20 protein-coding genes and 1 pseudogene are annotated in these 21,207 nt (G+C 53.6%); 3 read left to right on the forward strand and 18 right to left on the reverse strand.

Annotation, left to right across the window (positions count from 1 at the left end; translation table 11 throughout):
* Positions 1 to 309: 309 nt before the first annotated feature.
* From ACLTD4_RS25160 to ACLTD4_RS25180, 5 genes are all read right to left on the reverse strand, one after another.
* Positions 310 to 1,458: a PucR family transcriptional regulator gene (locus tag ACLTD4_RS25160; RefSeq protein WP_181988583.1), complete on the reverse strand. Its 1,149-nt coding sequence runs from the start codon at positions 1,456 to 1,458 to the stop codon at positions 310 to 312.
* A gap of 124 nt (positions 1,459 to 1,582) precedes the next feature.
* Positions 1,583 to 3,523 carry an FAD-dependent oxidoreductase gene (locus tag ACLTD4_RS25165; protein ID WP_412331652.1) on the reverse strand — a complete coding sequence of 647 codons (1,941 nt, stop codon included), beginning with the start codon at positions 3,521 to 3,523 and terminating at the stop codon, positions 1,583 to 1,585.
* Between the two features lie 6 nt (positions 3,524 to 3,529).
* Positions 3,530 to 5,800 (reverse strand): xanthine dehydrogenase family protein molybdopterin-binding subunit, encoded by a 2,271-nt coding sequence (locus ACLTD4_RS25170; RefSeq protein ID WP_117633915.1) that lies wholly within the window; start codon positions 5,798 to 5,800, stop codon positions 3,530 to 3,532.
* On the reverse strand, positions 5,784 to 6,305 hold the full coding sequence (locus tag ACLTD4_RS25175) for a (2Fe-2S)-binding protein (RefSeq protein ID WP_412331653.1): 522 nt from the start codon (positions 6,303 to 6,305) through the stop codon (positions 5,784 to 5,786). Before ACLTD4_RS25175 ends, ACLTD4_RS25170 begins: the two co-directional genes overlap by 17 nt.
* On the reverse strand, positions 6,271 to 7,158 hold the full coding sequence (locus ACLTD4_RS25180; protein ID WP_117633913.1) for an FAD binding domain-containing protein: 888 nt from the start codon (positions 7,156 to 7,158) through the stop codon (positions 6,271 to 6,273). Before ACLTD4_RS25180 ends, ACLTD4_RS25175 begins: the two co-directional genes overlap by 35 nt.
* A gap of 203 nt (positions 7,159 to 7,361) precedes the next feature.
* On the opposite strand from ACLTD4_RS25180, the gene ACLTD4_RS25185 reads away from it, so the two are divergent.
* On the forward strand, positions 7,362 to 7,931 hold the full coding sequence (locus tag ACLTD4_RS25185) for a hypothetical protein (protein WP_117633912.1): 570 nt from the start codon (positions 7,362 to 7,364) through the stop codon (positions 7,929 to 7,931).
* Positions 7,932 to 7,943: 12 nt separating this feature from the next.
* Entirely contained in the window at positions 7,944 to 8,411 is a 468-nt protein-coding gene (locus tag ACLTD4_RS25190) for a GNAT family N-acetyltransferase (protein WP_117633911.1), read from the forward strand.
* Between the two features lie 89 nt (positions 8,412 to 8,500).
* On the opposite strand, the gene ACLTD4_RS25195 is transcribed toward ACLTD4_RS25190, so the two are convergent.
* The 4 genes and pseudogenes from ACLTD4_RS25195 to ACLTD4_RS25210 form a co-directional block, all read right to left on the reverse strand.
* Positions 8,501 to 9,340, reverse strand: a complete 840-nt coding sequence (locus ACLTD4_RS25195; protein ID WP_117633910.1) for a hypothetical protein — start codon at positions 9,338 to 9,340, stop codon at positions 8,501 to 8,503.
* Positions 9,341 to 9,507: 167 nt separating this feature from the next.
* Positions 9,508 to 10,976 (reverse strand): annotated as a pseudogene (locus ACLTD4_RS25200) (UbiD family decarboxylase).
* Positions 10,969 to 11,364, reverse strand: coding sequence for a hypothetical protein (locus tag ACLTD4_RS25205; protein ID WP_243008240.1), 396 nt, complete (start codon positions 11,362 to 11,364; stop codon positions 10,969 to 10,971). The pseudogene ACLTD4_RS25200 and the gene ACLTD4_RS25205 overlap by 8 nt, the downstream one beginning before the upstream one ends.
* Complete coding sequence (locus ACLTD4_RS25210; protein WP_117633908.1) at positions 11,357 to 11,932, reverse strand: UbiX family flavin prenyltransferase; 576 nt, start codon at positions 11,930 to 11,932, stop codon at positions 11,357 to 11,359. The genes ACLTD4_RS25205 and ACLTD4_RS25210 overlap by 8 nt, the downstream gene beginning before the upstream one ends.
* Positions 11,933 to 12,076: 144 nt before the next feature.
* Here ACLTD4_RS25210 and ACLTD4_RS25215 point away from each other — a divergent pair, with 144 nt between their 5' ends.
* Positions 12,077 to 12,946, forward strand: coding sequence for a LysR family transcriptional regulator (locus tag ACLTD4_RS25215; RefSeq protein WP_181988582.1), 870 nt, complete (start codon positions 12,077 to 12,079; stop codon positions 12,944 to 12,946).
* 71 nt (positions 12,947 to 13,017) lie between these two features.
* Here ACLTD4_RS25215 and ACLTD4_RS25220 read toward each other — a convergent pair whose 3' ends face one another.
* From ACLTD4_RS25220 to ACLTD4_RS25260, 9 genes are all read right to left on the reverse strand, one after another.
* A complete protein-coding gene (locus ACLTD4_RS25220; protein WP_002601061.1) occupies positions 13,018 to 13,404 on the reverse strand; it encodes an Asp23/Gls24 family envelope stress response protein in 387 nt (128 codons plus the stop codon).
* Positions 13,405 to 13,491: 87 nt separating this feature from the next.
* Positions 13,492 to 14,562, reverse strand: a complete 1,071-nt coding sequence (locus ACLTD4_RS25225) for a siderophore ABC transporter substrate-binding protein (protein WP_117633906.1) — start codon at positions 14,560 to 14,562, stop codon at positions 13,492 to 13,494.
* Between the two features lie 23 nt (positions 14,563 to 14,585).
* On the reverse strand, positions 14,586 to 15,338 hold the full coding sequence (locus ACLTD4_RS25230) for an ABC transporter ATP-binding protein (protein WP_412331654.1): 753 nt from the start codon (positions 15,336 to 15,338) through the stop codon (positions 14,586 to 14,588).
* Positions 15,339 to 15,372: 34 nt separating this feature from the next.
* The gene (locus tag ACLTD4_RS25235) at positions 15,373 to 16,359 is read right to left on the reverse strand and encodes an iron chelate uptake ABC transporter family permease subunit (protein WP_117633905.1); all 987 of its coding nucleotides are present in this window, start codon (positions 16,357 to 16,359) and stop codon (positions 15,373 to 15,375) included.
* Positions 16,356 to 17,396: an ABC transporter permease gene (locus ACLTD4_RS25240; protein ID WP_117633904.1), complete on the reverse strand. Its 1,041-nt coding sequence runs from the start codon at positions 17,394 to 17,396 to the stop codon at positions 16,356 to 16,358. The genes ACLTD4_RS25235 and ACLTD4_RS25240 overlap by 4 nt, the downstream gene beginning before the upstream one ends.
* A gap of 342 nt (positions 17,397 to 17,738) precedes the next feature.
* Positions 17,739 to 18,602, reverse strand: coding sequence for a SpoIIIAH-like family protein (locus ACLTD4_RS25245; protein WP_002601066.1), 864 nt, complete (start codon positions 18,600 to 18,602; stop codon positions 17,739 to 17,741).
* A gap of 16 nt (positions 18,603 to 18,618) precedes the next feature.
* Complete coding sequence (locus tag ACLTD4_RS25250; RefSeq protein WP_025529551.1) at positions 18,619 to 19,242, reverse strand: stage III sporulation protein AG; 624 nt, start codon at positions 19,240 to 19,242, stop codon at positions 18,619 to 18,621.
* Positions 19,196 to 19,894, reverse strand: a complete 699-nt coding sequence (locus tag ACLTD4_RS25255) for a stage III sporulation protein AF (protein WP_029465503.1) — start codon at positions 19,892 to 19,894, stop codon at positions 19,196 to 19,198. Before ACLTD4_RS25255 ends, ACLTD4_RS25250 begins: the two co-directional genes overlap by 47 nt.
* A gap of 5 nt (positions 19,895 to 19,899) precedes the next feature.
* Positions 19,900 to 21,144: a stage III sporulation protein AE gene (locus tag ACLTD4_RS25260; protein WP_055659814.1), complete on the reverse strand. Its 1,245-nt coding sequence runs from the start codon at positions 21,142 to 21,144 to the stop codon at positions 19,900 to 19,902.
* Positions 21,145 to 21,207 lie beyond the last annotated feature (63 nt).

The raw sequence follows: 21,207 nt of genomic DNA on the forward strand, positions 1-21,207 counted from the left end.
GCTTTATTATAGACTCATTCATTTTCAATTTCAATGCAAACGTTCTCATTTTTGACCATTTCGTCAATTTGCAGCAAGCTTGTCCCTTATTTTTTCAACATTCCGACTATTGTATTTTTTCCATTTTATTACTTTTTCCTATATTTCACGGAAAATTTTCATTATTATTCACAAAAATAAGTAATTTCTCCCCTCTTCTTACATTTTCTTTCATAACAGTCACTTTGTATTTCATTCAACAGACATCAAAAATACCGCTGCAAAATCAGAACATTGCTTTTGCAGCGGTATTCCCGGCTCCCCGGTCACTCACTCATATCCGGTTTCCTTCATCCAGAGAGGAAGCAGGCGGCTGACCACCTCGAACAGCAGGCGGTCCTCCTCTCTCTGCAGGTCACAGCCCCACAAATTCTCCATCAGGCTGATCCGGTAACGGATGGTGTTGACGTGGGCGTACATGGCATCCGCCGTCTTCTGGAAGTTAAAATGGTTCTGCACAAAGCAGCACATGGTATCCGACAGCGCATCCCGCTTCTCTTTCGGGTATTCCATCAGCTTGTCCGTCATCTGTTCCAGAATCCGGTTTACCGGACTTCCAGGCTTTGGATACTCCAGTATCCGGAAAATTCCCAGCTCACTGTGAAAGAACACGCGCCTGTCCGTATCGGTCAGATTCCCCACTTCTGCGGCGTGACGCGCTTCACCGAGGGCCTGGTCCATCTCAGATGCACGGTACCTGCCGCTGATCCCCATTATCATATCGTCATCGCCAATCCCGATTATCCCTTCCAGCTGCTCCGTCACCTTCATAACATTGTCTGTGGAGACAAACAGCAGCAGATGGGTCTCATCCAGAAAACAGTAGCGCAGGCTCTTCCGAAAGCTGCGGTGAAGCCGGTATCCCAGATACCCCTGCTGCTTTAAAATGCCCTTGTCTCCCCGTTCCAGCAGCACGATACCGTATCCGTCCTCCGGAAATACCCCGTCCGGAACTGCCAACGGCCGTATTCCTTCATAGGACTGCCTCATAATTGCGCTGATGCCCTCGGACGCCGCCGGCAGATCTCGCGTATACCACGACAGAAGGCAGGCGTAGTCGAGCAGCACATGGTCCTCCTCTGTAAACTCCTCCTCTCCCCGGATCTGAAGCAGATGGCGAACCTCTCCGCCAAGAGTCATGGAGCTGTGTATAAAATGAAAACTGCTTCCCCCCTCCCAACTGAATTCCTGAATCCCCGGAAAGGCCGCCTTCACCGGCCCGCGCTTCCACCACTCCGGATAGAAAAACGCTTCGCTCAGCTCAGGCGTGTCCGGATAGACCTCATAATCCTGACGAACGCTGTAGACCCACTGGCCGCCGCAGCGCTCATTCAGCGCCTTCAGAAGCTCCAATATGTCCCCATCACACGCCAGGTTACGCAGTCTGTACTGAAAACAGGTAATCGACTCCATTTCCATAAGCAGTCCCCCTTCCGCTGTCACAGATATCCCATCGCGCTCCATTGCGCAATCATATATCCTAAGCATAGCGCTCCAGGGACAAAGAGTCAACTGCCGCTTCCCGTAATCACTTCCTGTTTCATCAGATGCGCACTGCCGTCTTATACGCTGTATGGAAGGCGTCCAGAATCTTGCCCGCCTTCACACAGTCCCCGATTTCATAGACCTCCAGATCCGGTTCTCCCGCAAGTGTATCGTAGAACGCATGGCGTGGTTTCAATCCTACCGCGATCACGACGCTGTCCGCCGGAAGCTCAGTTCTGCTGCCGGTCCGGTCATTCACTCCGCGCACGCCCTGATCTGTGACCTCCGTCACCCGCAGTCCCGGAATGACCGCGATCCGGTTTATTCCGATCTTTTCATAATAGGCGATAATATCGGTCACGGCGCAGTCGGCCATGATCGCGTCTTTCATCTCCACAATGGTCACTTCGTGGCCCTTTTCGGCCAGATCGATGGCAGTCTCCGTGCCAATCATTCCGCCGCCCACGACCACGACCTTTCTGCCGATCTCAGGATGGCAGTCCAGGATGGTGAGGGCATTGATCACATTTTCCCCATCGATTCCCGGAACCGGCGGGATCACGGGTTCGGCTCCGACCGCCGAGATCACGGCATCGTAACCTCCGGCCTTCACCATCTCCGGCGTCAGTTCTTCATGGATAACCGGAATCTCCAGCTTCTCAATCTGATGAATCTGATAATCGATCAGATGCCGGATATCTTCCTTAAATTCCGGCGCGGACGCCTCATGGAGATAACCGCCCAGCTTTCTCTTCTCATAGATGGTCACGTCATGGCCTTTCAGCTTTAAGACGCGGGCCGCCTCCATACCCGCGGGGCCGCCTCCGGCAATGACGACTCTCTTCTTCGTCTCCGCAGGTTTTATGGCAAGGTCTTCTTCGAAGCCCAGCACCGGATTTACCGCGCACATGACGGTGCGGCCCAGGAAGGAGCTTCTCTGCAGACAGCCCTCGTTACAGCGGATACACGGCCGGATATCCTCTGGACGGTCTTCCATCGCCTTCTTCACCCACTCGTTGTCCGCCCACATCGGACGTCCCAGCGTGATGAAGTCGGCCTTTCCCTGCTCCAGAATATCTTCCGCGTACTGGGGAAGTGTGATGGAACCGGAGGCCATGACGGGAACGTGCACCTCTTTCTTCACGGCCTCGGCCGCCCATACGTTGTAACAGACAGGCATGGCCATCGGGCTTACCTGATGAATCATCGTATGGTGATCTCCGCCCGAGATATGGAAGGCGTCGATTCCCAGCTTTTCCAGTTCTTTTGCATAGTAAATGGTATCTTCGATGGTCATCCCATCCGGCTCATAATCCGTACCGGACAGACGGACCGTCAGCGGGAAATCAGGCCCCACCTTCTTACGGCAGTTTTCCACGATCTGTCTCAGGAAACGGAACCGGTTTTCTCTTGATCCGCCGTACCAGTCGCCTCTTTTATTTGTAAAAGGAGAAAGGAAATTCGTGATCAAATAGCCGTGAGCCGCGTGGATTTCCACCAGGTCAAAGCCTGCATCCACGGCGCGCTTCGCTGCGTCTCCAAATGCCTCGATCAAAACCTGAATTTCATCGATGGTCAATTCTTCCGGGATCGTATGGAACTGGTCATAGAGCATGGGCCACGGAATTGGGGAAGCTGATTTCATTGGCGGTCCCAGGAACCGCTGGCGGCCGCAGTGTTCAATCTGGATTCCCGCCTTCGCACCATGGTTCTTGATGCTGTCCGCCAGCCATCCCAGACCGGCGATGTGCTCATGGCTGCTGATTCCGACCTGACAGTGGCAGGATTTGCTGGCAATATCGTCAATATAGGCGTACTCTACAAGTACCAGACCGGCGCCGCCGTCGGCCAGATGGGTGTAGTGATCCACGAGTCTCTGGGTCACCGTACCATCCTTGTTGCTGAGTCCCGTCGTCTGAGGCGCCTTTACCAGACGGTTCTTCACTCTCAGGGTTCCGATCTGCCCCGGTTCAAACAGCTTTGGAAACATTTTCTTCATTGTAATTCACTCCTTTTCTTTCTTTTTTATTGCTTCTAACATCTTTTCCTCTGTTATGGGAATCTCATGGAAACGGATTCCCGTCGCATGGTAAACCGCGTTGGCGATAGCCGCCGCGGTCGGCACCAGGCCGCATTCTCCGACGCCCTTCGCTCCGAAGGGACCGCTTGGCTCGTTGGTCTCCACGAGAATCACGTCGATATCCGGCGTCTCCAGCATAGTCGGAAGGTAATATTTGTGGAAGCTGTCCTGGGCCTGCCTGCCCTTCTTGTCATAGACAATCTGCTCGCTTAAGGCGTAGCCGATTCCCTGCAGCACCGAACCGTGAATCTGCCCTTCCACGATGTCCGGATTGATGGCCCGGCCCACATCGTGAGCCGCCGCCAGATGAAGGACCTCGATCTGCCCGGTCTCCATATCCACCTCCACCTCAGCAAAATGAGCGTGCCACGGAGGCGCGTTAAACGGCACGGTCTGGCCGATCCCGATAATCTGCCGGTTAGCTCTGTGAATCTGATGGGCCGCTTCCCCAATGGTCATACGGGGTTCCCCATCCGCAAGAATCAGCCCGTTTTCCAGAGTCAGTGTTTCCGGCTCTGCCTTCAGCTGTTCTGCGGCAAATTCCAGAATCCTCTGCTTCGCATCCCGTCCTGCCGCCTCCACCGCGGTTCCCGCCGAATAGAGCGTTCTGCTGGCGTGGCTTCCGATGTCGTAAGGGGTACTGGCCGTATCGCCGAAGACGATGCTCACCTGATCCATGGGTATCCCCAGCGAGGATGCCGCTACCTGCGACAGCGTGGTGGCGATTCCCTGCCCCATATCGGGAACGCCCACCGCTAAATTGGCGGAGCCGTCCTCCATCACCGCCAGATAAGCGTTGTCAAATTCCACGGCAAAGGGCCAGGAGTTGCTTACATGGGTTCCTGCCGCCATTCCGATTCCCCGCGCTTTCCCGTGTCCCGGATTCTTTAAAAGGCTGTCCCGGTCTGCCCATCCGATCTTCTGCGCTCCCTTTTCCATACACTCCGCAAGGCCGCAGGTGGCACAGGGATACGGCGGAAGCCATGGCGCGTAAGGAGTCATGACATTTTTAAGCCGAAGCTCCACCGGGTCCATGCCCAGCCGTTCGGCCATCATATCGACCGTAGACTCCACTGCGAAGTTTCCCTGTGGGTTGCCAAAGCCTCTCATGGCGCCCGCGGTGGTAGTGTTTGTATAGACGCAGAGACCGTCATAAAATACGTTTGGGATCTGATAAATACTTATGTTGGTCACGCCCAGAACCGCTGTCACATCGGGGCCCGCGTTGGCGTAAGCCCCGGTATTTAAAACGGCATTTAAGTACAGGGCCTGGAAGCTTCCATCCTGCTTCGCTCCCAGCTTCACCGTTACGTAGCCGGAATGTCTGGTGGTCGAAGCGATAAAATCCTCTTTTCTGTCATAGACAAAACGCACCGGCTTCCCCGCAAGCATTGCCAGCGCCGCGGCGATGGGTTCCGCCTTGCCGCTCATGCCCACATGGGAGCCGAACGCGCCTCCAATATACGGCGGATTCAGCACGCGGACCCGGCTGGCCGGCATTCCGAACAGCTTTGCCAGCAGATTCTTTAACGGATGGGGGCTCTGGGTCGTGGACCACACCGTCAGATGCCCTGACGCGGAGTAATCGGCTACCGCGGCCTGGGTCTCCAGCTGACAGTGCTTCGCCACAGGAAGTTTAAACTGTTCCTCCAGTATGATGTCACTCTCTGCAAAGCCCTTCTCTAAATCTCCCATGGGAAGCGTTGCCATGCCTGCAATATTATTTCCGATAAAACAGGGATGTACGGCCGGCGCCTCCGTTTTCATGGCCTCCAGCGGATCGAAGACCGCAGGCAGCTCCTCGTATTCCACCCGGATCAGCTCCAGGGCCCGTTTTGCCGTCTCCTCCGTGTCCGCTGCGACGGCAGCCACCTCGTCTCCCACATAGCGCAGCTCCCGGTTAAATATCTGTTCATCTTCTACCGGAACTGCGGGCGGGTTCGCCTCGCTGCAGGAACTGTTAAAACAACATTCTGTCGTATTTTTATATGTAGCCACGGCGCGCACGCCAGGCAGTTTTTCCGCCTCCGCCGTATCGATGGACAGGATTCTGGCATGTGGGAACGGGCTTCGGAGCACCTTTGCATACAGCATCCCGGGAAGTTTTAAATCCGTGGTAAAGGCAGCCACTCCGGTCGCCTTCTCCAGGGCGTCAATTCTTGGCAATGGTTTCCCTATTTCACCTTCCATCTTCATCCGTCTCACCTCCTTCTGTCAGGGACAGTGCACGGGCCGCCAGTTCCACGGCCTGTTCTATTTTCACGTACCCGGTACAGCGGCACAGGTTACCCGCCAGAGCTGTCCGGATCTCCTCTCTCGTCGGATGGGGCTTCTCATCGAGCAGTGCCTTGGCCGACAATATCATCCCCGGCGTACAGAAGCCGCACTGAATGGCTCCCGCATCGATAAATGCCTGCTGGATGGGGTGTGGTTTTCCTGCCGTCTTCAACCCTTCTATCGTAACAACGCGGCGGCCTTCCACACGCGCTGCCGGCACCATACAGGAATTGACAGCTTTTCCGTCCAATATCACGGTGCACGCCCCGCATTCGCCCTGCCCGCATCTAACCTTCCCGGTGAGTCCCAGCCGGTCCGCGCACACCGCCAGCAGGTCAGGCGGCTCGATCCACACGGACCGGAACTGATTAATATAAAGGACAGCTTCATCACTGCTCCACCTCCTTTTCCCTGCCTTCGGCATCGCTGAGCGCCTCCGATAAGGCCCGTTCCACCATCACCGGGAGTACCTCCTCCCTGTAGCGCTTCGAACCGCGGATCAGGCTGTCCCTGGGATTCGCATTCTTTAGCGCAAGCCTTCCTGCCTCTGAAAATACTTCCTTTTCCGCCGCTTTTCCAATTAAAAAGCGTTCCGCCTCTATCGCCCGCACCGGCCCCACGCCGACCGGGGCCATGGCTATGCGGCACCGTTCTACCATGCCGTCCCTGATTCCGAGAAATGCCGCCACACAGACCATGGGAAGCGCCAGAGCCTTCCTCTGTTCCAGTCTGGCGTAGCCGCTTCCCTCACCGGGCCCAGCCTCCGGAATGAGAATCCTTGTGACGAGACTCTTCGTGCTGTCAACCGTGCTCTTTCCAAATCCGGCATAAAGGCGGTCCATGGACAGCAGTTCGGCTCCGTCCTCATACATTACCTCCACCGATGCCCCCAGCGCCGCCAGAGCCACCGCGCTGTCCGCCGCCGGCTGGCCGTTCACGATATTGCCGCCGATGGTACTGCAGTTTCGGATCTGATTGGAGCCGACCGAATGAGACGCCTTTGCCAGCGCATGCGCGTACCGTCTGATCAGTGGACTCTCTGCCGCCTGATTATGGGTAACTGCCGCGCCGACCTCCAGAGCCCCTCCACACAGCTTCATCTCAGCCAGTCTTGGAATTCCCGTGATATCCACGAGGCACTCCGCCTGATACTTTCCGCTCTGTAAGTCCAGCACCAGATCGGTTCCGCCCGCTATGATCCTTCCGCGCCCCTCATATCCTGCCAGCAGGTTCAGCGCCTCTTTGGCATCCTTTGCCATAACGTAATTCTGTACCATAAGGAAATCAATCCTCCCTTCGTATTACCGTTTTCCGTTCCATTTGCATAGTTTTATTATAACAGCTTCCAATAGATGCCATCTCCAAAAAACAGCCGGGCATTTTTGTAGTTCCTATGGGAATCGTAACAGAATTTTCATAAATCCTTAAAGTCTTTTTTCCGCTTCGATGGTAGAATCATCCATTATAAGGAGGAGAGTCTATGAGAAAGAAAGCAGTATGGACCGCATCTGTCCTGGGAGCCGCGGCACTACTGGCGGCATTCTGTCTGTTGGTGCCGCGCCGCTATCCGGTTCCCGCGGATACGACCATCGGAACCCGCAGCATCCGGTACGAAGACCGGCCCAAAACCGCCGCCGAGATCACCGTGGCCCGTTACTTCCTTAACCAGATAATGGGAGATTTTAAAGAAATGAAGAAACTTCTTCCCAATACGGAACTTGACAGGATCACGCTGGAGAATGAGAAGGAAGCGTTCTTAAAGGGCGAATCCATGGAAACCTATATTATACGCTCCATTACAACCCTGGACCGTGAGCAGTACGCCGGAGACAACGAAGCATTTTCCTATCCCAACGCTGAAACACGGGCGCGGCAGGAGAACCTGAAGGATTATGCAGTCATTCATGTGGAATTCTATCAGAAATGGAATGATAAGGCAGAGTCGCATGCACCGCAGTGGAACTCCGGAGAATGCGGCAGGAATTTCCTGGTGGGCAAAAAAGCCCTGGATAAGAATTATAAAATATATGATTTTGGAATGATGATGTAAGGAGGAAAGATTATGGAGATCACTTTGACAAAGGCCAGACTTTCAAACTGTGAGGAGCTCTACAGCCTGCAGACCGCTTCCTTCCGTCCGCTTCTGGAGAAATACCAGGATTACGATTCCAATCCCGGCGCGGAGACGAAGGACCGTACACTTCAGCGGCTGAAGGATCCTTTTTCCGATTACTATTTTATCAGTTTAGACGGTAAGCATATCGGTGCCATCCGCATCTGCCATTTTGAAACATTATGTAAACTCAAGCAGCTGTTTATCCTTCCTGAGTTCCAGGGACACGGGTATGCACAGCAGGCCATCGAACTGGTCGAAGCCCTGTATCCGGAGATTCCGAGATGGGAACTCGACACAATCAGCCAGGAGGCGAAGCTCTGCCATTTGTATGAGAAGATGGGGTATACGAAGACTGGTAAGGTGGAAAAGATTAAGGATGGGATGGATCTTGTCTATTATGCCAAATATGCATAGATAGGGAGGCAGGAAGCGGGGGCGGACACGGGATATGAAGTCTCCCTGCGCGGCCCCGCCCCCAAAGACGAGAAAGAACCACTGATTTTCTATTGCGTTGAGTCCGCCGTCTCCCTTCCATCCGGCACTGCCCATGGCTGAAGCACTGACAGAAGCTCTGCATCATAGTCCAGACCAATGCTGTAGCTGTACTCCTGGCTTGGGAGAGTTCCCTGGGGATAGGATATCTCCAGGTGGTCCGGGAAAAGGAGGATATACTCTGGCCGCAGAGCTGCCTCCATCTCTTTGCGCAGCGCCGGACTCACGGTGCCTGGGGCATCTAAAAGCCATTGCCGGGCCGCGTCCTCCGGCAGGCTGAATAAGTCCCAGTTGCTGTATACGGCCCCTGTCTCCCGGTTAAACACGGCCCCGAGCCGAAGCTCTTTAGCCTCCTGGCCGTTTACCGGGAGCGTTACCGTTGTGATAAAACTTACGGCTGTCTCATTGGACGCGGAGGGCGTAATCTCCTGACGCACATGGCGTTCCTGGTACACAGTCCCGTTCTCCCGGCAGGACAGGTAATCCCCGTAGGCCTTCTGAAGCTCTGCCTCCGTGTCGTAGAGCAGTCCCTGTTTCTCGTAGTAACCGTCTATGCCCTTCCGCGCAGATTCACTTAAATCATTGTAGCTTACCGTTCCGGTCACATAGCAGTTGGCAGGCCCAACGGTCTTATAGATGGTCAAAAGTCTGGTTCCATCCGGCAGTCTGTAGCTGTCGAAGGTATTGTGTTCGTCCTGCCACAGGTCCGCGCGCTCTTCTCCGGGAAGGGAGGCGGCGTTTTCCTGGATCAGATGCAGTGTCTCTTCCTCCTGAACGGGAGTTTTCGAACAGCCCGCCAGGAATACAAGGGACAGGATCAGTACTGATGTATAAATTTGCCTCACTTTCATGGGTCATCCTCCTTTATAATTTCTGGTCGTCTGGAGTACTGAAGCGTGTCTGTAAGCAGCTTTTCCGCCACGCTCTAACACTATGTTATACTCAAAACGGGAAAATGTCCACTGTTGTTACTGCAGGGAGGCCGTTCAGGTTACTGTTCAGCTCGTTTCCGGATCCATTATACCAGCGGCCGGATCTCGTAGTCCTCCATATTCACTTCTTTAAATTTCGATCTCTGGAACCGGTCCTTCAGGCCGTATGGTACGGTGCAGTCGAAGATGGTTTTACAGCTGATTCCCCGGTCCTTAAGCATGGGATTGTATTCCGGCCCCTCGGTCGGGTCCAGCGGATGGCAGCGGACTCCCGGGATCGTGATTGTATCCACGTCTCCCTGATAACGGGTGTTGAGCGCCCACAGAACATCGTCCGAATCGAAGATGTCCACGTCCTCATCCACCACAATCACATGCTTCAGCTCGGGAAAAGCGGTGAGGGCAATGAGCGCCGCCTGACGCTGCCTTCCCTCGTCGCTGGGAACCCGTTTGGCGAACTGTATGACCGCCATGTACTTACCGCCGCCGGAGCGGTGGGCATAAACATTTTTCACGCGCCCGGCAAGCGCTTTCTCTTCCATGGTCAGGATGCTGGCCTCCGTCGGGATTCCCGCCATACTCACGTGTTCCTCGCTGGGTCCGATGCACGTCTGGATGATCGGATTTTTCCGATGGGTAACCGCTTTGATCTTTATTACCGGAAGCTCTCCCGACACGTGGCCGGTATATCCCGGGAACTCCGGCATGGCCTTTCCCGTGTTGGTGTTAATGTCTTCCCGCATCCGTTTTCCGGCCACCAACTCGCCCTCGATGACAAACTCCGCGTTGGCAATGGCGTACTCGTCAATGGTCCGGCATTTTGCCATGCGGACCGGCTTTTTGCGGAGCGCGCCTGCGATAGACAGCTCATTGAACCCCAAAGGCGTTGTGGGCGGTTCGAAGCAGGAAGCAATCTCAATGCCGGATCCACGCCGATGCTGATGCTGATCGGCAGATTCACGCCTTCCCGTTCCGCCTTTTCCCGAAATGCGTCCAGGTGGCGCACCCCGGGGGTGAAAAACATGGTCATCTCGTCCGCCGACTGCAGGCAGAGACGGTGAATGGTCACATCCCCTTCCCCCGTAACCGGATCTGAGGCGTAGCACATTCCCATGGTGATATAAGGTCCGGCATCCTCCTCCGTATTCTGAGGGGCCGGGAGAAGCTTCCGAATATCGAAGCCCTCCTCCGATGCATAATGGATTTCCTCCTGGCACGGCACGTCTCCGCCTGCCGTAAACTCCGGCATAATGGGATTCGCGGCCGCGTCCTTTAAGAGAAAGCCCAGCTTATCCGGAGGACAGTCCAGAAGACAGCCCACCCGTTTTCTGGAAGCCAGAAGGCCGATCAGCACCTGTTTGTCCGGAAAGCCTTTGATATTACGGAAGAGGAGCGCAGGTCCCTCTTTAGTCGGACGCTTTACCGTACCCCCCGCCCCGACATAGCGGTAAATCCCCGCGACTTCCGCGTAGGAATCCACCTCTGTATCTGTACAGGCAATCTGATTCTCATACTTTTTCAGTTCCTCCAACGCACTCCGTAAATCTTCAATCATTCTGATTTCCTCCTTTTTCTTCCTTCTGCTCTTGCTGATACTCTCTCAAACCGGCGGCGATCCGGTGAGCGCCTTCTTCGCACAGCGCTACGACGCCGGTGATCTGTTCCTTCGTGATTCCTTCCACATGGATGCCGGCCAGCACGGCCAGTCCCCCGAAAACCACCGATTCCAGTTCCCGGTAAATCAGCTCCGTCACCACGCCTTCCCTGTGGCCCTCTCTGGCATTTGACAGGCATCCGCCTCTGTCCCCGAAGGCAATGGCTCCGATATGGCCCGTATCACCGCCCGCTGCCAGCACCAGACAGTCGGTTCCCATCCAGAGCACCTTAAACTGCACGGAGACGCCGTGGCCTGTCATGGTAAAATCCATCAGTTCCTCAAACACGGTCCTGCACCTTCTCTCCCCATCGTTTCGCGCCTTCACAGGGAATCCGGAACTGGTCCAGAATCTTCATGATCTGGTGATTTACAATGTCCTCCACGGTCTCCGGATGGTTATAAAATGCCGGCATGGGCGGCGCTATGACAGCCCCCATCTGCGAAAGCTCATACATGTGTTTTAAATGAATGGTATTAAGCGGCGTCTCCCGGGGGCAGATCACCAGCCTCCGCCGTTCCTTTAAGGCGACGTCACAGACGCGGGTGATTAAGTTGTCCGCGTATCCATTAGCGATTCCCGACAGCGTCTTCATGCTGCACGGCAGGATAATCACGCCATCCGCCGGATAGGAGCCGCTGGAGATGCAGGCCGCCAAGTCGCGGTTATCATAGCTGTGGTCCGCCAGGGAAAGGACGTCTTCTATTGTATATCCTGTTTCAATCTCCAGATTTACCCGGGCGTAATCGCTGAATATCACATGGGTCGTCACTGACTCTGTCTTTTTTAATGCCTCCAGCAGCTTTACCGCGTATATGGTTCCGCTGGCTCCTGTTACTCCGATAATCAGATCCATGAGAGTTCCTCCTTTTGCTGTCTCTATTGCCGTTTAGAGGGCCGTTGGCCTGTTACAGTTCACTGTACCGGAAATCGCCTGTACAATCAATTCATTTTATGGTATCATTGTTTCCATAACGGAATGATTGAACGGAGGCGGAATATGACATTGGAACAACTGCAGTACTTTGTGGCGATCGTGGAAAGCGCCACATTCTTTGACGCGGCGGAAAGCCTTCATATCGCACAGTCCACCCTTTCCAAACAGATACGGAATCTGGAACTGGAGCTGGACGTCCAGCTGTTTGACAGAAGCCGCCGCCACGCCTCCTTAACGGATGCCGGGCGCGTCCTCTATCCCGATGCGGTAAAGCTGTTAAAAGGCGTTCAGGGAATGAAGCAGCATCTTGCTCCATATCAGGACAGCCGGAGATCCGTCATACATTTGGGAGTCCTTCCCATCCTGCATCAGTACCGCCTAAATCCCGTTCTGAGGCAGTTTGCCGAGTCTCACCCGGAGATCACCCTCATGATCGACGAGGTGGAGGATGAACCGCTACGGCAGGGCTTCCGCCAGGGCAGCTACGATCTGATCATCGGCCGCCCGGAACTGCTTACCGGCGTGCAGAGCACATGCCATCTGCTGGCTCACGACCGGCTGGTGCTTCTGACTCCCGCAGGCCATCCGCTGGCAGGCAGACCAGCCGTTCCCCTGGAAGAACTGTCCGGAGAATCGTTTATTCTGATGCATCCCAGCAGCAGCATCTACCGCCTGTGCCTCACGGCCTGCCAAAAAAAAGGATTCCAGCCCGCTGTCAACAGGACAGCCAAGATAGAATCCATTGTCAGCGCAGTCGCAGCCGGAGAGGCGGTGAGCCTGCTTCCTTACAGTAATCTCGATGTATTTCGCCATGAAAATGTCGCAGTGATCCCGCTGCAGGAGCCAGTCGCCGCCGATGTCGTCCTGGCCTGCCAGTCCCCGAAGAAACTCCCGCTCTGCGGCAGGACACTCTGGAAATACTTTTCCGCCTGAACCATTTTAACGAAAAAGGAAGCTGTGCAGAATTCTCACTCTGCGCAGCTTCCTCTCTCTCTTTCACGTTCTTACCGGTTTTCTTCCATCGACACGCCGGCGATCTTGATGTTCACGTCCAGCACGGTAAGTCCTGTCATGTTCTCAATCGCACTCTTTACCTTGTCCTGCACCTTTTCACATACTTCCGGAATGCTGAAGCCGTACTTGATGTTTAAGGATAAGTCAACGGATACGTGCTCTTCCGTTACTTCGACTTTAACGCCCTTGGATAAATTCTTCATGCCCAGCTTTCCAACCAGTTCATTGGTAATGTTGCCGGCCATGGAATCCACGCCGTCTACTTCCGTCGCCGCAAGGCCTGCGATGATGGCTACTACTTCATCCGCAATCTGTACTTCGCCGATTTTATCTTTTTCATATACTTTATGAGTATTTCTGTTCTCTGTCTCTGCCACAATGATTCCCTCCTGTTTTCAATTCGATGTATTACTTGGATTATAGACTATTATAACAAAGACAGCCACAGTTTGCAAAACATTTTTCTATTCCTGGCCCAGAATACCCGCTTCTAAGTCACTTAACATCACATCAGCAGCCGTAATGCCGCCTTCCGCCAGGTACCATACGGTTGGTGTCAGGTAGACAATGTGACCGTTTTTGTATGCTTCCGTCTTCTTCACCAGTTCATTATCCATCACTTCCGCCGCAAGCTTGGCGCCTTCCGTGTTGATTGCGGAATCGCGGTCCAGGACAAAGATGTAATCCGGGTTTAAGGAAACGAGAAGCTCGAAGGAGGATTCATTGCCGTGCGTGGAATCCACGTCGTTGGCCAGATTGGTGAAGCCGACTTCATTGCCGATCAGGGAGCAGCGGCTTCCGTCACCCAATGTGTTCAAATTGCTGCTGGTCACCATTCCGATGACTGCTGTCTTTCCCTCGGCCGCCTGGCGGAGCGTCTCCACACGTGCATCGAATCCGGCCAGTTCCTCCGCCGCCCGCTCTTCCTCACCGAAGATGGAAGCGATCATGGCCGCGTTCTTTTTCACACTCTGAATCACGCCTTCCTCATAATCCACCGCGGTGTATACGACCGGAGCGATCTTCGACAGTTCGTCATACTGTGCGCTTAAACGGCCTCCGATGAAGATTACATCCGGCTCGCTGGCCATAAGTGCCTCCATGTCCACTTCCTTTAAAGTGCCGAGGTTTACGATATCCTCGTTGTTGTTATACTCCATCAGATAATCGATTTTGGAGGATTTCGGCATTCCCACGATCTGGCCGCCCAGATCCCAGTTATCCATCATGTCAAGCACCGCCATATCCAGAATCGCCACGCGCTCCGGATTATAGGGAACCTCCAGCTCCACCTTTTCGCCGTTTCCATTCAGCGTCGTCACGGTGACGGATTCCGGTGTCTCCGAGGCCTGTGCATCTTCATTTTCACCTTCCCCGGAGCCGGACTGGGACTCTGTATCTGTGGACGCGGCTTCGGAAGAAGTCGTCTCGCCGGCCTGTCCGCCTGTTGTTCCGGCCTGTCCGGCGCCCTGTCCGCAGGCTGTCAGGGAAAGGGCTGCTGCCATTGCAAGTGTCAGTAATGTCATTTTTCTCATAGATAGTATCTCCTTTTTCGGGATTAGTAATAGATCGACAGTGGTTTTCCTTCTATTTCCAGTATTTCGAAGTCCACGCGGTGGATTTCGGAGAGGTTTTCCTTTGTCATCACTTCCTCCACCGTACCGAACTTTGATATTTTTCCATCCACGAATGCGCAGATGTAGTCGGAATAAAATGCGGCGTAATTAATTTCATGCAGCACGAGAATCACGGTTTTTCCCAGTTCGTCACACAGCCTCCTGACGATTTTCATCATGTTGGTGGCGTGGTAAATATCCAGGTTATTGGTCGGCTCATCTAACAGGACGTATTCCGTATCCTGCGCAATGACCATGGCTATGTAGGCGCGCTGGCGCTGGCCGCCGGACAGTTCGTCAATGAACCGGTCCTCAAATTCCTCCAGTTCCATGTAGGCGATGGCCTTTTCGATGATTTCCTCATCCTCAGCCGTAATCCGATTGCCGCTGTAGGGAAAACGGCCGAAGGCCACCAGCTCCCGGACTGTCAGTTTCATCTGGACGTGGTTGCTCTGAGTCAGAATAGCCAGCCGCCTGGCCAGATCCCGGCTCTTCCATTTGGACATGTCCTTTCCCTCGAAATCCACTGAACCGTCATCCTGTGCAATCAGCCTGGAGATCATTCCCATAACCGTTGATTTTCCGGCTCCGTTGGGGCCGATCAGCGAGATCACCTTTCCCTTCGGCAGTTCGAAGGAGACGCCGTCCACCACGGTTTTTCCATTGTATTTTTTCAAAAGTTCTTTGACAAACATCGTTATGACCTCCTTGTATTATTTTTTTCACACCCTATGCGGAACGGCTCGTTCGCAGCAGCAGATAGAGAAAATAGATTCCGCCTCCGACAGTAATAAATACGCTGACCGGGACGCTGTAGGCAAATACCTGCTCCACAAGCAATTGGCCGCCTGCCAGTATCACCATACCGATTAATGCCGAGCCGGCAATCAAATAGCTGTGGCGGAACGTCTTAAACAGCTGTCTCGATAAATTGGCGATAATCAGGCCCAGGAAGGATATCGGGCCCACCATGGCGGTCGCTATGGCGATAAACAGTGTCACCCCCAGAAGCAGTCTGCGCACGGTACGGTCATAGTCCACCCCCAGATTAATCGCCTGCGCCTTTCCCAGTGTAATGACATCCAGCAGCGCCAGTTCCCGGCGCAGGACAAAGAGCAGAACCGCGATCAAAATCAGGGAAAAGAATATGATTTCCGTGTTTACATTCGTAAAGCTGGCGACCAGTGACGCCAGAAGACTGTCGTACTCGTTGGGATCCATGATGCGCGTCAGCGTCGTCTGCATACTGGTAAAAAAGGTGGACAGCACCGTTCCGGCCAGCAGGACATACAGCACATTATGGCTTGTCTTCTTAAATAAGTAGCTGTAAATGATGGTGGCGATGATCGCCATAAGTACCAGATCCACCGCGAAGGAAAGGTTCGCATTGCGGGCCAGAAGGCTGGTGGAGCCGAAAAAGAACACAACCGCCGTATGAATCAGTGTATAGAGGGAGTTCATCCCCAACAGACACGGCGTCACGATGGTATTGTTGATCACCGACTGGAAGATGACGGAAGCCCCGCCGATGCAGAACGCCGTGATCAGCATGACCGCCAGCTTTGGAATCCGCAGGCTCATGGCATAGCTGAAATATTTCATATTCACATTCAGAAAGAGATAGAGCACGGCGGCGGCGGCGGCCAGCAGCGATAGGATCACCAGCTTCTTTCCATTGATATTTCCGGTCCTTCTGCTCATTTTTTCCTGCTTCATGCCTCCGTTCCTCCCGTCTGCGGCGAAGGTACCGCCGCGGCTCTCCTTTTCCCGAAGGGAAGGGTGATGCTTTTCCGGCCGTGATTTAACCGGTAGATCAGCATACCTACGAAAATCACACTTCCGATGACACCGATAATCAATTCAATCGGCAGCTCATAGGGGGTGATCACAGTCCGGCCGATCATGTCGCAGACCAGAACGAACAGCGCTCCAAACAGGGCGGTATCCAGCAGAGTCCCCCGTATCCGGTCGCCTTTAAACATCGCCACCAGGTTGGGCACGATCAGTCCGATATAGGAAACGCTTCCGACGACCACCACAATGCTGGCCGTAATCATGGCAGCGATACTCAGTCCCAGAAAGAGCACGACATTGTAGTTGACACCCAGATTTTTCGAGAAATTCTTCCCCATTCCAACAATATTGAAATGATTGGCAAATAAAAAGGCCAGAAGCACAAGCGGAAGCGTTAAATACACCAGTTCATAGCGTCCTCTGATTACCAGGGAAAAATGTCCCACCAGCCAGGAGGAAAGGGCCTGTGTCATGTCGTATTTATAGGCCAGATAGCTGGTCATGCCTCCGATCACATTGCCGAACATGATTCCCACTAACGGAACCATGACCACGTCCTTAAACTGGATTCTCTGAATGAAGCAGACGAAGATCCACGTCCCCGCGATTGCCGCGATAAAAGCGAAGACAGCCCGTCCCCACAGCGAGGATGACGGCATAAACAAAAGCGCCAGCAAAATACCGAACTGCGCCGAGGAAATTGTCGCGCCTGTGGTCGGGGAGACGAATTTATTCATACAGAGCTGCTGCATGATCAGGCCGGAAATACTCATACCGACTCCGGTGCAGAGTATTGCCAGAAGACGGGGCAGCCGGGATATCAACAGGATCTCCACCTGTTCAAAATCCCTGCGCAGCACGCCTTCCGGGCTTATATCCATGACACCCAGAAACAGTGATACCACCGACAGAAGGACCAGTGCTGCCGCCAGAAGGAGGGTTAGAGTCTTTGGTTTCATTTTGGGTTTCTCCTCTCAAATCAAATGATGTACAGAACTTCAGTTAGTTTCAGCTAACCAAAGAGTAAAAAAATACAACTCGCAAGATATCACATCACATGCATACTGGACTTACATGTATCTCACACCGCGCGCTGCCCTAATATCATAACACAGGGAGTTAGCCATAGGCAACTCCATAAAATGCACAAACTTTTCTCAATAGCGGACAGAAAAAACAGCGAAATCCGGAGTCTGGAAATAGATGGAAAAAGAAACAAGGACGCGAAAAAGCCATATGCGGCTTTTTCGCATCCTTGTTCATTCTATCAGATTTATTCGCGCCTGGGTGCTTCATTTCCTCTATTCTTCCAGCTTCATCAGTGTGATCACGATATTCTCTGCTCCCACTTCCGTTTTACGCTTTACGATGTCCTCAATCTGGGCTCGCTGCGGATCGGTAATGCTGGAAGCGTTGATGACGACGTCAACCTTGCCGCTGGTAATGCTGACAACCGGATCGGAGAAGCCCTTTGCCATCAGAAGAGTCTCTGCAGCATTCTCTTTCTCGGATACTGCGGTCATGTCGATCATTTCCTGAATCGCTTCCTGTTTGGCAGCTTCTTCAATGTTCTCATTGTTGATTAAATTCATCAGAGTCTCTTTGTTCTTGGCACGGACCTGCTCTCTGCTCAGCTGCACGTTCGCTATGTAGTCGGATACATTCATACCGCTGGTTAAGACCGCTTCACCCGGATTTTCCAGACCGGTTTCCAGATCGCCTGTCGTCTCATTGGCTGCCAGCTGTCCGCCTTCCGCCGCCGAATTGTCGGCTACATTGGTGGTGTCCGCTGCTGCGTCTCCCGCCACGCCTTCCTGATTGCTGGCCACTGCGCTGCCGGAGCCATCTGTCTCCTGAGCCGCCAGACTCTCGTCGTTAGGGTCATTGTCAAGGCTTGCAATCTCCTGGTAATTTCCCGGGTCGCCTGTCAGCGCCTGGTTTTCAGCCAGAATGTCCTCATCGGAAATATCTGTCACACCGGCCTCGTACACATCAGTTCCCGACGCCATTTCCTGCTTCCCGGCGTAGTTTAGGTATCCGGCAGCTGCGATCATGACCGCCAGCGTTGTGATGATAATCTGATTTCTTCTGAACAGTTTCTTCATATTCATTTTCTTTGGGGTTCTCGGGACTTTGGATTCTCTGATATCTTTTAAGCTTCTCATTCCTAACACTCCTTCTTTATTCCACCCTCTTTAATACTTTTATTTTATGTGGCGGCAAGTCAAATAATGCTTCCATAGCGCCTGAAATTTCAGCTTTTACAGTTGGACTGCCTCCGCCCTGGGCGCTGATGATGATTCCTTCGATTTCGGGACGGATTTCTTTCTCCACGATCGGCGCCGTATTTTCCCCGGTTCCGGTCAAAATTGTACTTTCCTGCTGTTCCGCGCTGCTGCTCTTCCTCGTTCCGCCGCCGCTGTCCTGTTCCTCAGTGCTGGAGCTGGAGGTATTTTTGTCCACACGCAGCACCTTCTCCTCAGAAGATTTGAGCACGATCATCACGTCAACGGTCCCGACTCCATCCACGGTCTTTAGAATCTGCTTCACCCGCTGCTCCAGCTGCTGTTCATAGGTGCGGTCCGCATTTGCGGCCACGGCGACCGGTTCCCCCGCCTCTGTCACCAGCCCTTCCTGTAAGGAGGCTTCTGTCCCCGAAGCGGCGTCTTTTAACATCTTCTTTTCCGTCTCCGGTCCGGAAGGAATCGTGAGGACCAGGAGCAGAAGTCCCACCGCCAGCAAAATCAGCCATTTATCCTTACCTATTTTCCAGTTGAATTTCAATGTCCTGTTCCTCCAAATCATAATATTCAGAAATGCGCCGTCTCAGACCAGCCAAAGCAGAATTTTCTTCCTGCCGCTTATCAGGCTGCCCCGCTGATGCACCGATCGTCTCAGACACCTCCTCGCTCCCGCCGTTCAGTTCCACGCGGATCCGTTCCACCGGTTCGATGGGTTCCACAGGTTCTACCGGCTCCACAGGCTGGATACCGGAACTACTTCCGCCCTGATCCGCCTGCCCCGAGCTGTCAGAAGCCAGCCGGAGACTGACAGATACCACATGGCCGAAGGTCTCCTTCTTCTCATCCCCGTCGATCCCGGCCTCGGCCTTCCTACAGATGAATCCCGACGATTCCGCCATGGTGCGCAGGTCATTTTCCACCGCCTCCTCGTACTGGCTCACCATGCTCTTCAGCCTCACGCCTTCCATATCGGTGAGCTGGGCCGAGAGTTCCGACGCCTCCTTCTGAAAGCTGATGGACTCGAAGTAATAGGCAAGCTTGTCATCCAGCCGCAGTCCGCCTGTAAATGGTTTTAACACCAGCAGAATGAGCACCATGCCCGCAAACAGCCGGAAATATTTTTCATACTTCTTATCGGGAAGAAGATTGGTTACCACTGTCATAAAGATCAGATAATACGTGATATTTCTGATCCACTCATATAAACCTTCCATGTCAATCACCCTGCGTAATACGTTACATTAGTGGAGGCGCACACCACCGCGATGGTCACCACGAACAGCACGATAGCCGAAGCCGCTATGGACAGCAGGATTCTGTGTCCCTTGGCCATATCCGAAATACAGGATACAATCCTTTTATCGCATACCGGTTGGAGGACGGCCGCCACACACTGATACAGGAGCATGAGAATCACCAGCTTCATCATGGGAATCAGGGTGATAATCACCAGGATCACCACTCCGGCGGCCCCCATGGTGTTCTTTACCAGGACACCCGAACCGATGACCATCTGTGTCACGGCGCTGGCTCCCTGCCCCACTCCCGGTATAATTCCGATCAGCTTCTGGATTGCCCCCGTTTTCATGGAATCCACATAGGGGAGCACCAGTCCCTGGATCAGGTGAAATCCCAGCACGATCCCGACCATGGTCTTAAGGCTCCAGGTAATCACGTCGCTTAAGAGCTCCGTCAGCTTCGACAGGATGTCCTCCTTTGCAATATGGCCGGCCATGACGAGAAGCGCATAGACCTTCACCATGGGCAGAAGGACAGCTGCGGTAATCGTCTGAGCCACCGTGATGGCAAACAGCGTGAATTCATAGGATGCGACCGCCGAAACGCTCCCTCCCGCAAATGCCGCCGCCAGAAAATATGCCGGCATCAGCGCCTTCATAAATCCCAGAATCTGATTGACCACATTTCCTGCAATGGTAATGCTCGTAAAAAAGCTGGCTGCCAGATAGGTAAACAATAACAGATAGGTGACAAAGAATCCCGTTTCCGATATCTGGCTTCCTGTAAATACATTGGAGAAGTTGGCAAACACAGCACCAATAATTCCCAGAATTATGATCTGGCCCATCATATGGCCGTTATTTCTGACCTCCGAAAACAGTGCATCGCGGAGCCCCTCGCCAATCTGCCCCATCACGTCCCCCAGCCTGCCCGCCATGATGTCCTTCATCATCTGCTTAAAGGACAAGTTCCATCCGCTCGTCCCCTGAGAATTAATATAATCCTGAATCTCCGTTAAGTCATACTGTTCCAAATCCATGGAGACCTCTTTCGTCTCCGCTTCGTCCACCGTCTCCCCGGAATCGGCAGGAGACCCGCCACCGTGCTCCGCCGCACAGCTGATCATGACCGTGGACAGCCCTCCTGCAAAAAACAGGCCTCCCGTTCCCGACAGGACCGCCGCCAGCACCAGTAATACGGCTGTTTTGTACAGACGCCCCTTCATGACAGAAATCCTGCAGAGTCTCGATAAGCGCTAAGAGAATCGGCATGCTGACGGCAAGCACTG

This window comes from Hungatella sp., from assembly GCF_046966825.1.

Excerpts from the sequence above, each read along its gene's own strand:
- ACLTD4_RS25160 (WP_181988583.1), bottom strand. The coding sequence starts at position 1,458 with ATGGAAATGGAGTCGATTACCTGTTTTCAGTACAGACTGCGTAACCTG.
- ACLTD4_RS25165 (WP_412331652.1), bottom strand. The coding sequence starts at position 3,523 with ATGAAGAAAATGTTTCCAAAGCTGTTTGAACCGGGGCAGATCGGAACC.
- ACLTD4_RS25170 (WP_117633915.1), bottom strand. The coding sequence starts at position 5,800 with ATGAAGATGGAAGGTGAAATAGGGAAACCATTGCCAAGAATTGACGCC.
- ACLTD4_RS25175 (WP_412331653.1), bottom strand. The coding sequence starts at position 6,305 with ATGCCGAAGGCAGGGAAAAGGAGGTGGAGCAGTGATGAAGCTGTCCTT.
- ACLTD4_RS25180 (WP_117633913.1), bottom strand. The coding sequence starts at position 7,158 with ATGGTACAGAATTACGTTATGGCAAAGGATGCCAAAGAGGCGCTGAAC.
- ACLTD4_RS25185 (WP_117633912.1), top strand. The coding sequence starts at position 7,362 with ATGAGAAAGAAAGCAGTATGGACCGCATCTGTCCTGGGAGCCGCGGCA.
- ACLTD4_RS25190 (WP_117633911.1), top strand. The coding sequence starts at position 7,944 with ATGGAGATCACTTTGACAAAGGCCAGACTTTCAAACTGTGAGGAGCTC.
- ACLTD4_RS25195 (WP_117633910.1), bottom strand. The coding sequence starts at position 9,340 with ATGAAAGTGAGGCAAATTTATACATCAGTACTGATCCTGTCCCTTGTA.
- ACLTD4_RS25210 (WP_117633908.1), bottom strand. The coding sequence starts at position 11,932 with ATGGATCTGATTATCGGAGTAACAGGAGCCAGCGGAACCATATACGCG.
- ACLTD4_RS25215 (WP_181988582.1), top strand. The coding sequence starts at position 12,077 with ATGACATTGGAACAACTGCAGTACTTTGTGGCGATCGTGGAAAGCGCC.
- ACLTD4_RS25225 (WP_117633906.1), bottom strand. The coding sequence starts at position 14,562 with ATGAGAAAAATGACATTACTGACACTTGCAATGGCAGCAGCCCTTTCC.
- ACLTD4_RS25230 (WP_412331654.1), bottom strand. The coding sequence starts at position 15,338 with ATGTTTGTCAAAGAACTTTTGAAAAAATACAATGGAAAAACCGTGGTG.
- ACLTD4_RS25235 (WP_117633905.1), bottom strand. The coding sequence starts at position 16,359 with ATGAAGCAGGAAAAAATGAGCAGAAGGACCGGAAATATCAATGGAAAG.
- ACLTD4_RS25240 (WP_117633904.1), bottom strand. The coding sequence starts at position 17,396 with ATGAAACCAAAGACTCTAACCCTCCTTCTGGCGGCAGCACTGGTCCTT.
- ACLTD4_RS25245 (WP_002601066.1), bottom strand. The coding sequence starts at position 18,602 with ATGAGAAGCTTAAAAGATATCAGAGAATCCAAAGTCCCGAGAACCCCA.
- ACLTD4_RS25250 (WP_025529551.1), bottom strand. The coding sequence starts at position 19,242 with ATGATTTGGAGGAACAGGACATTGAAATTCAACTGGAAAATAGGTAAG.
- ACLTD4_RS25255 (WP_029465503.1), bottom strand. The coding sequence starts at position 19,894 with ATGGAAGGTTTATATGAGTGGATCAGAAATATCACGTATTATCTGATC.
- ACLTD4_RS25260 (WP_055659814.1), bottom strand. The coding sequence starts at position 21,144 with ATGAAGGGGCGTCTGTACAAAACAGCCGTATTACTGGTGCTGGCGGCG.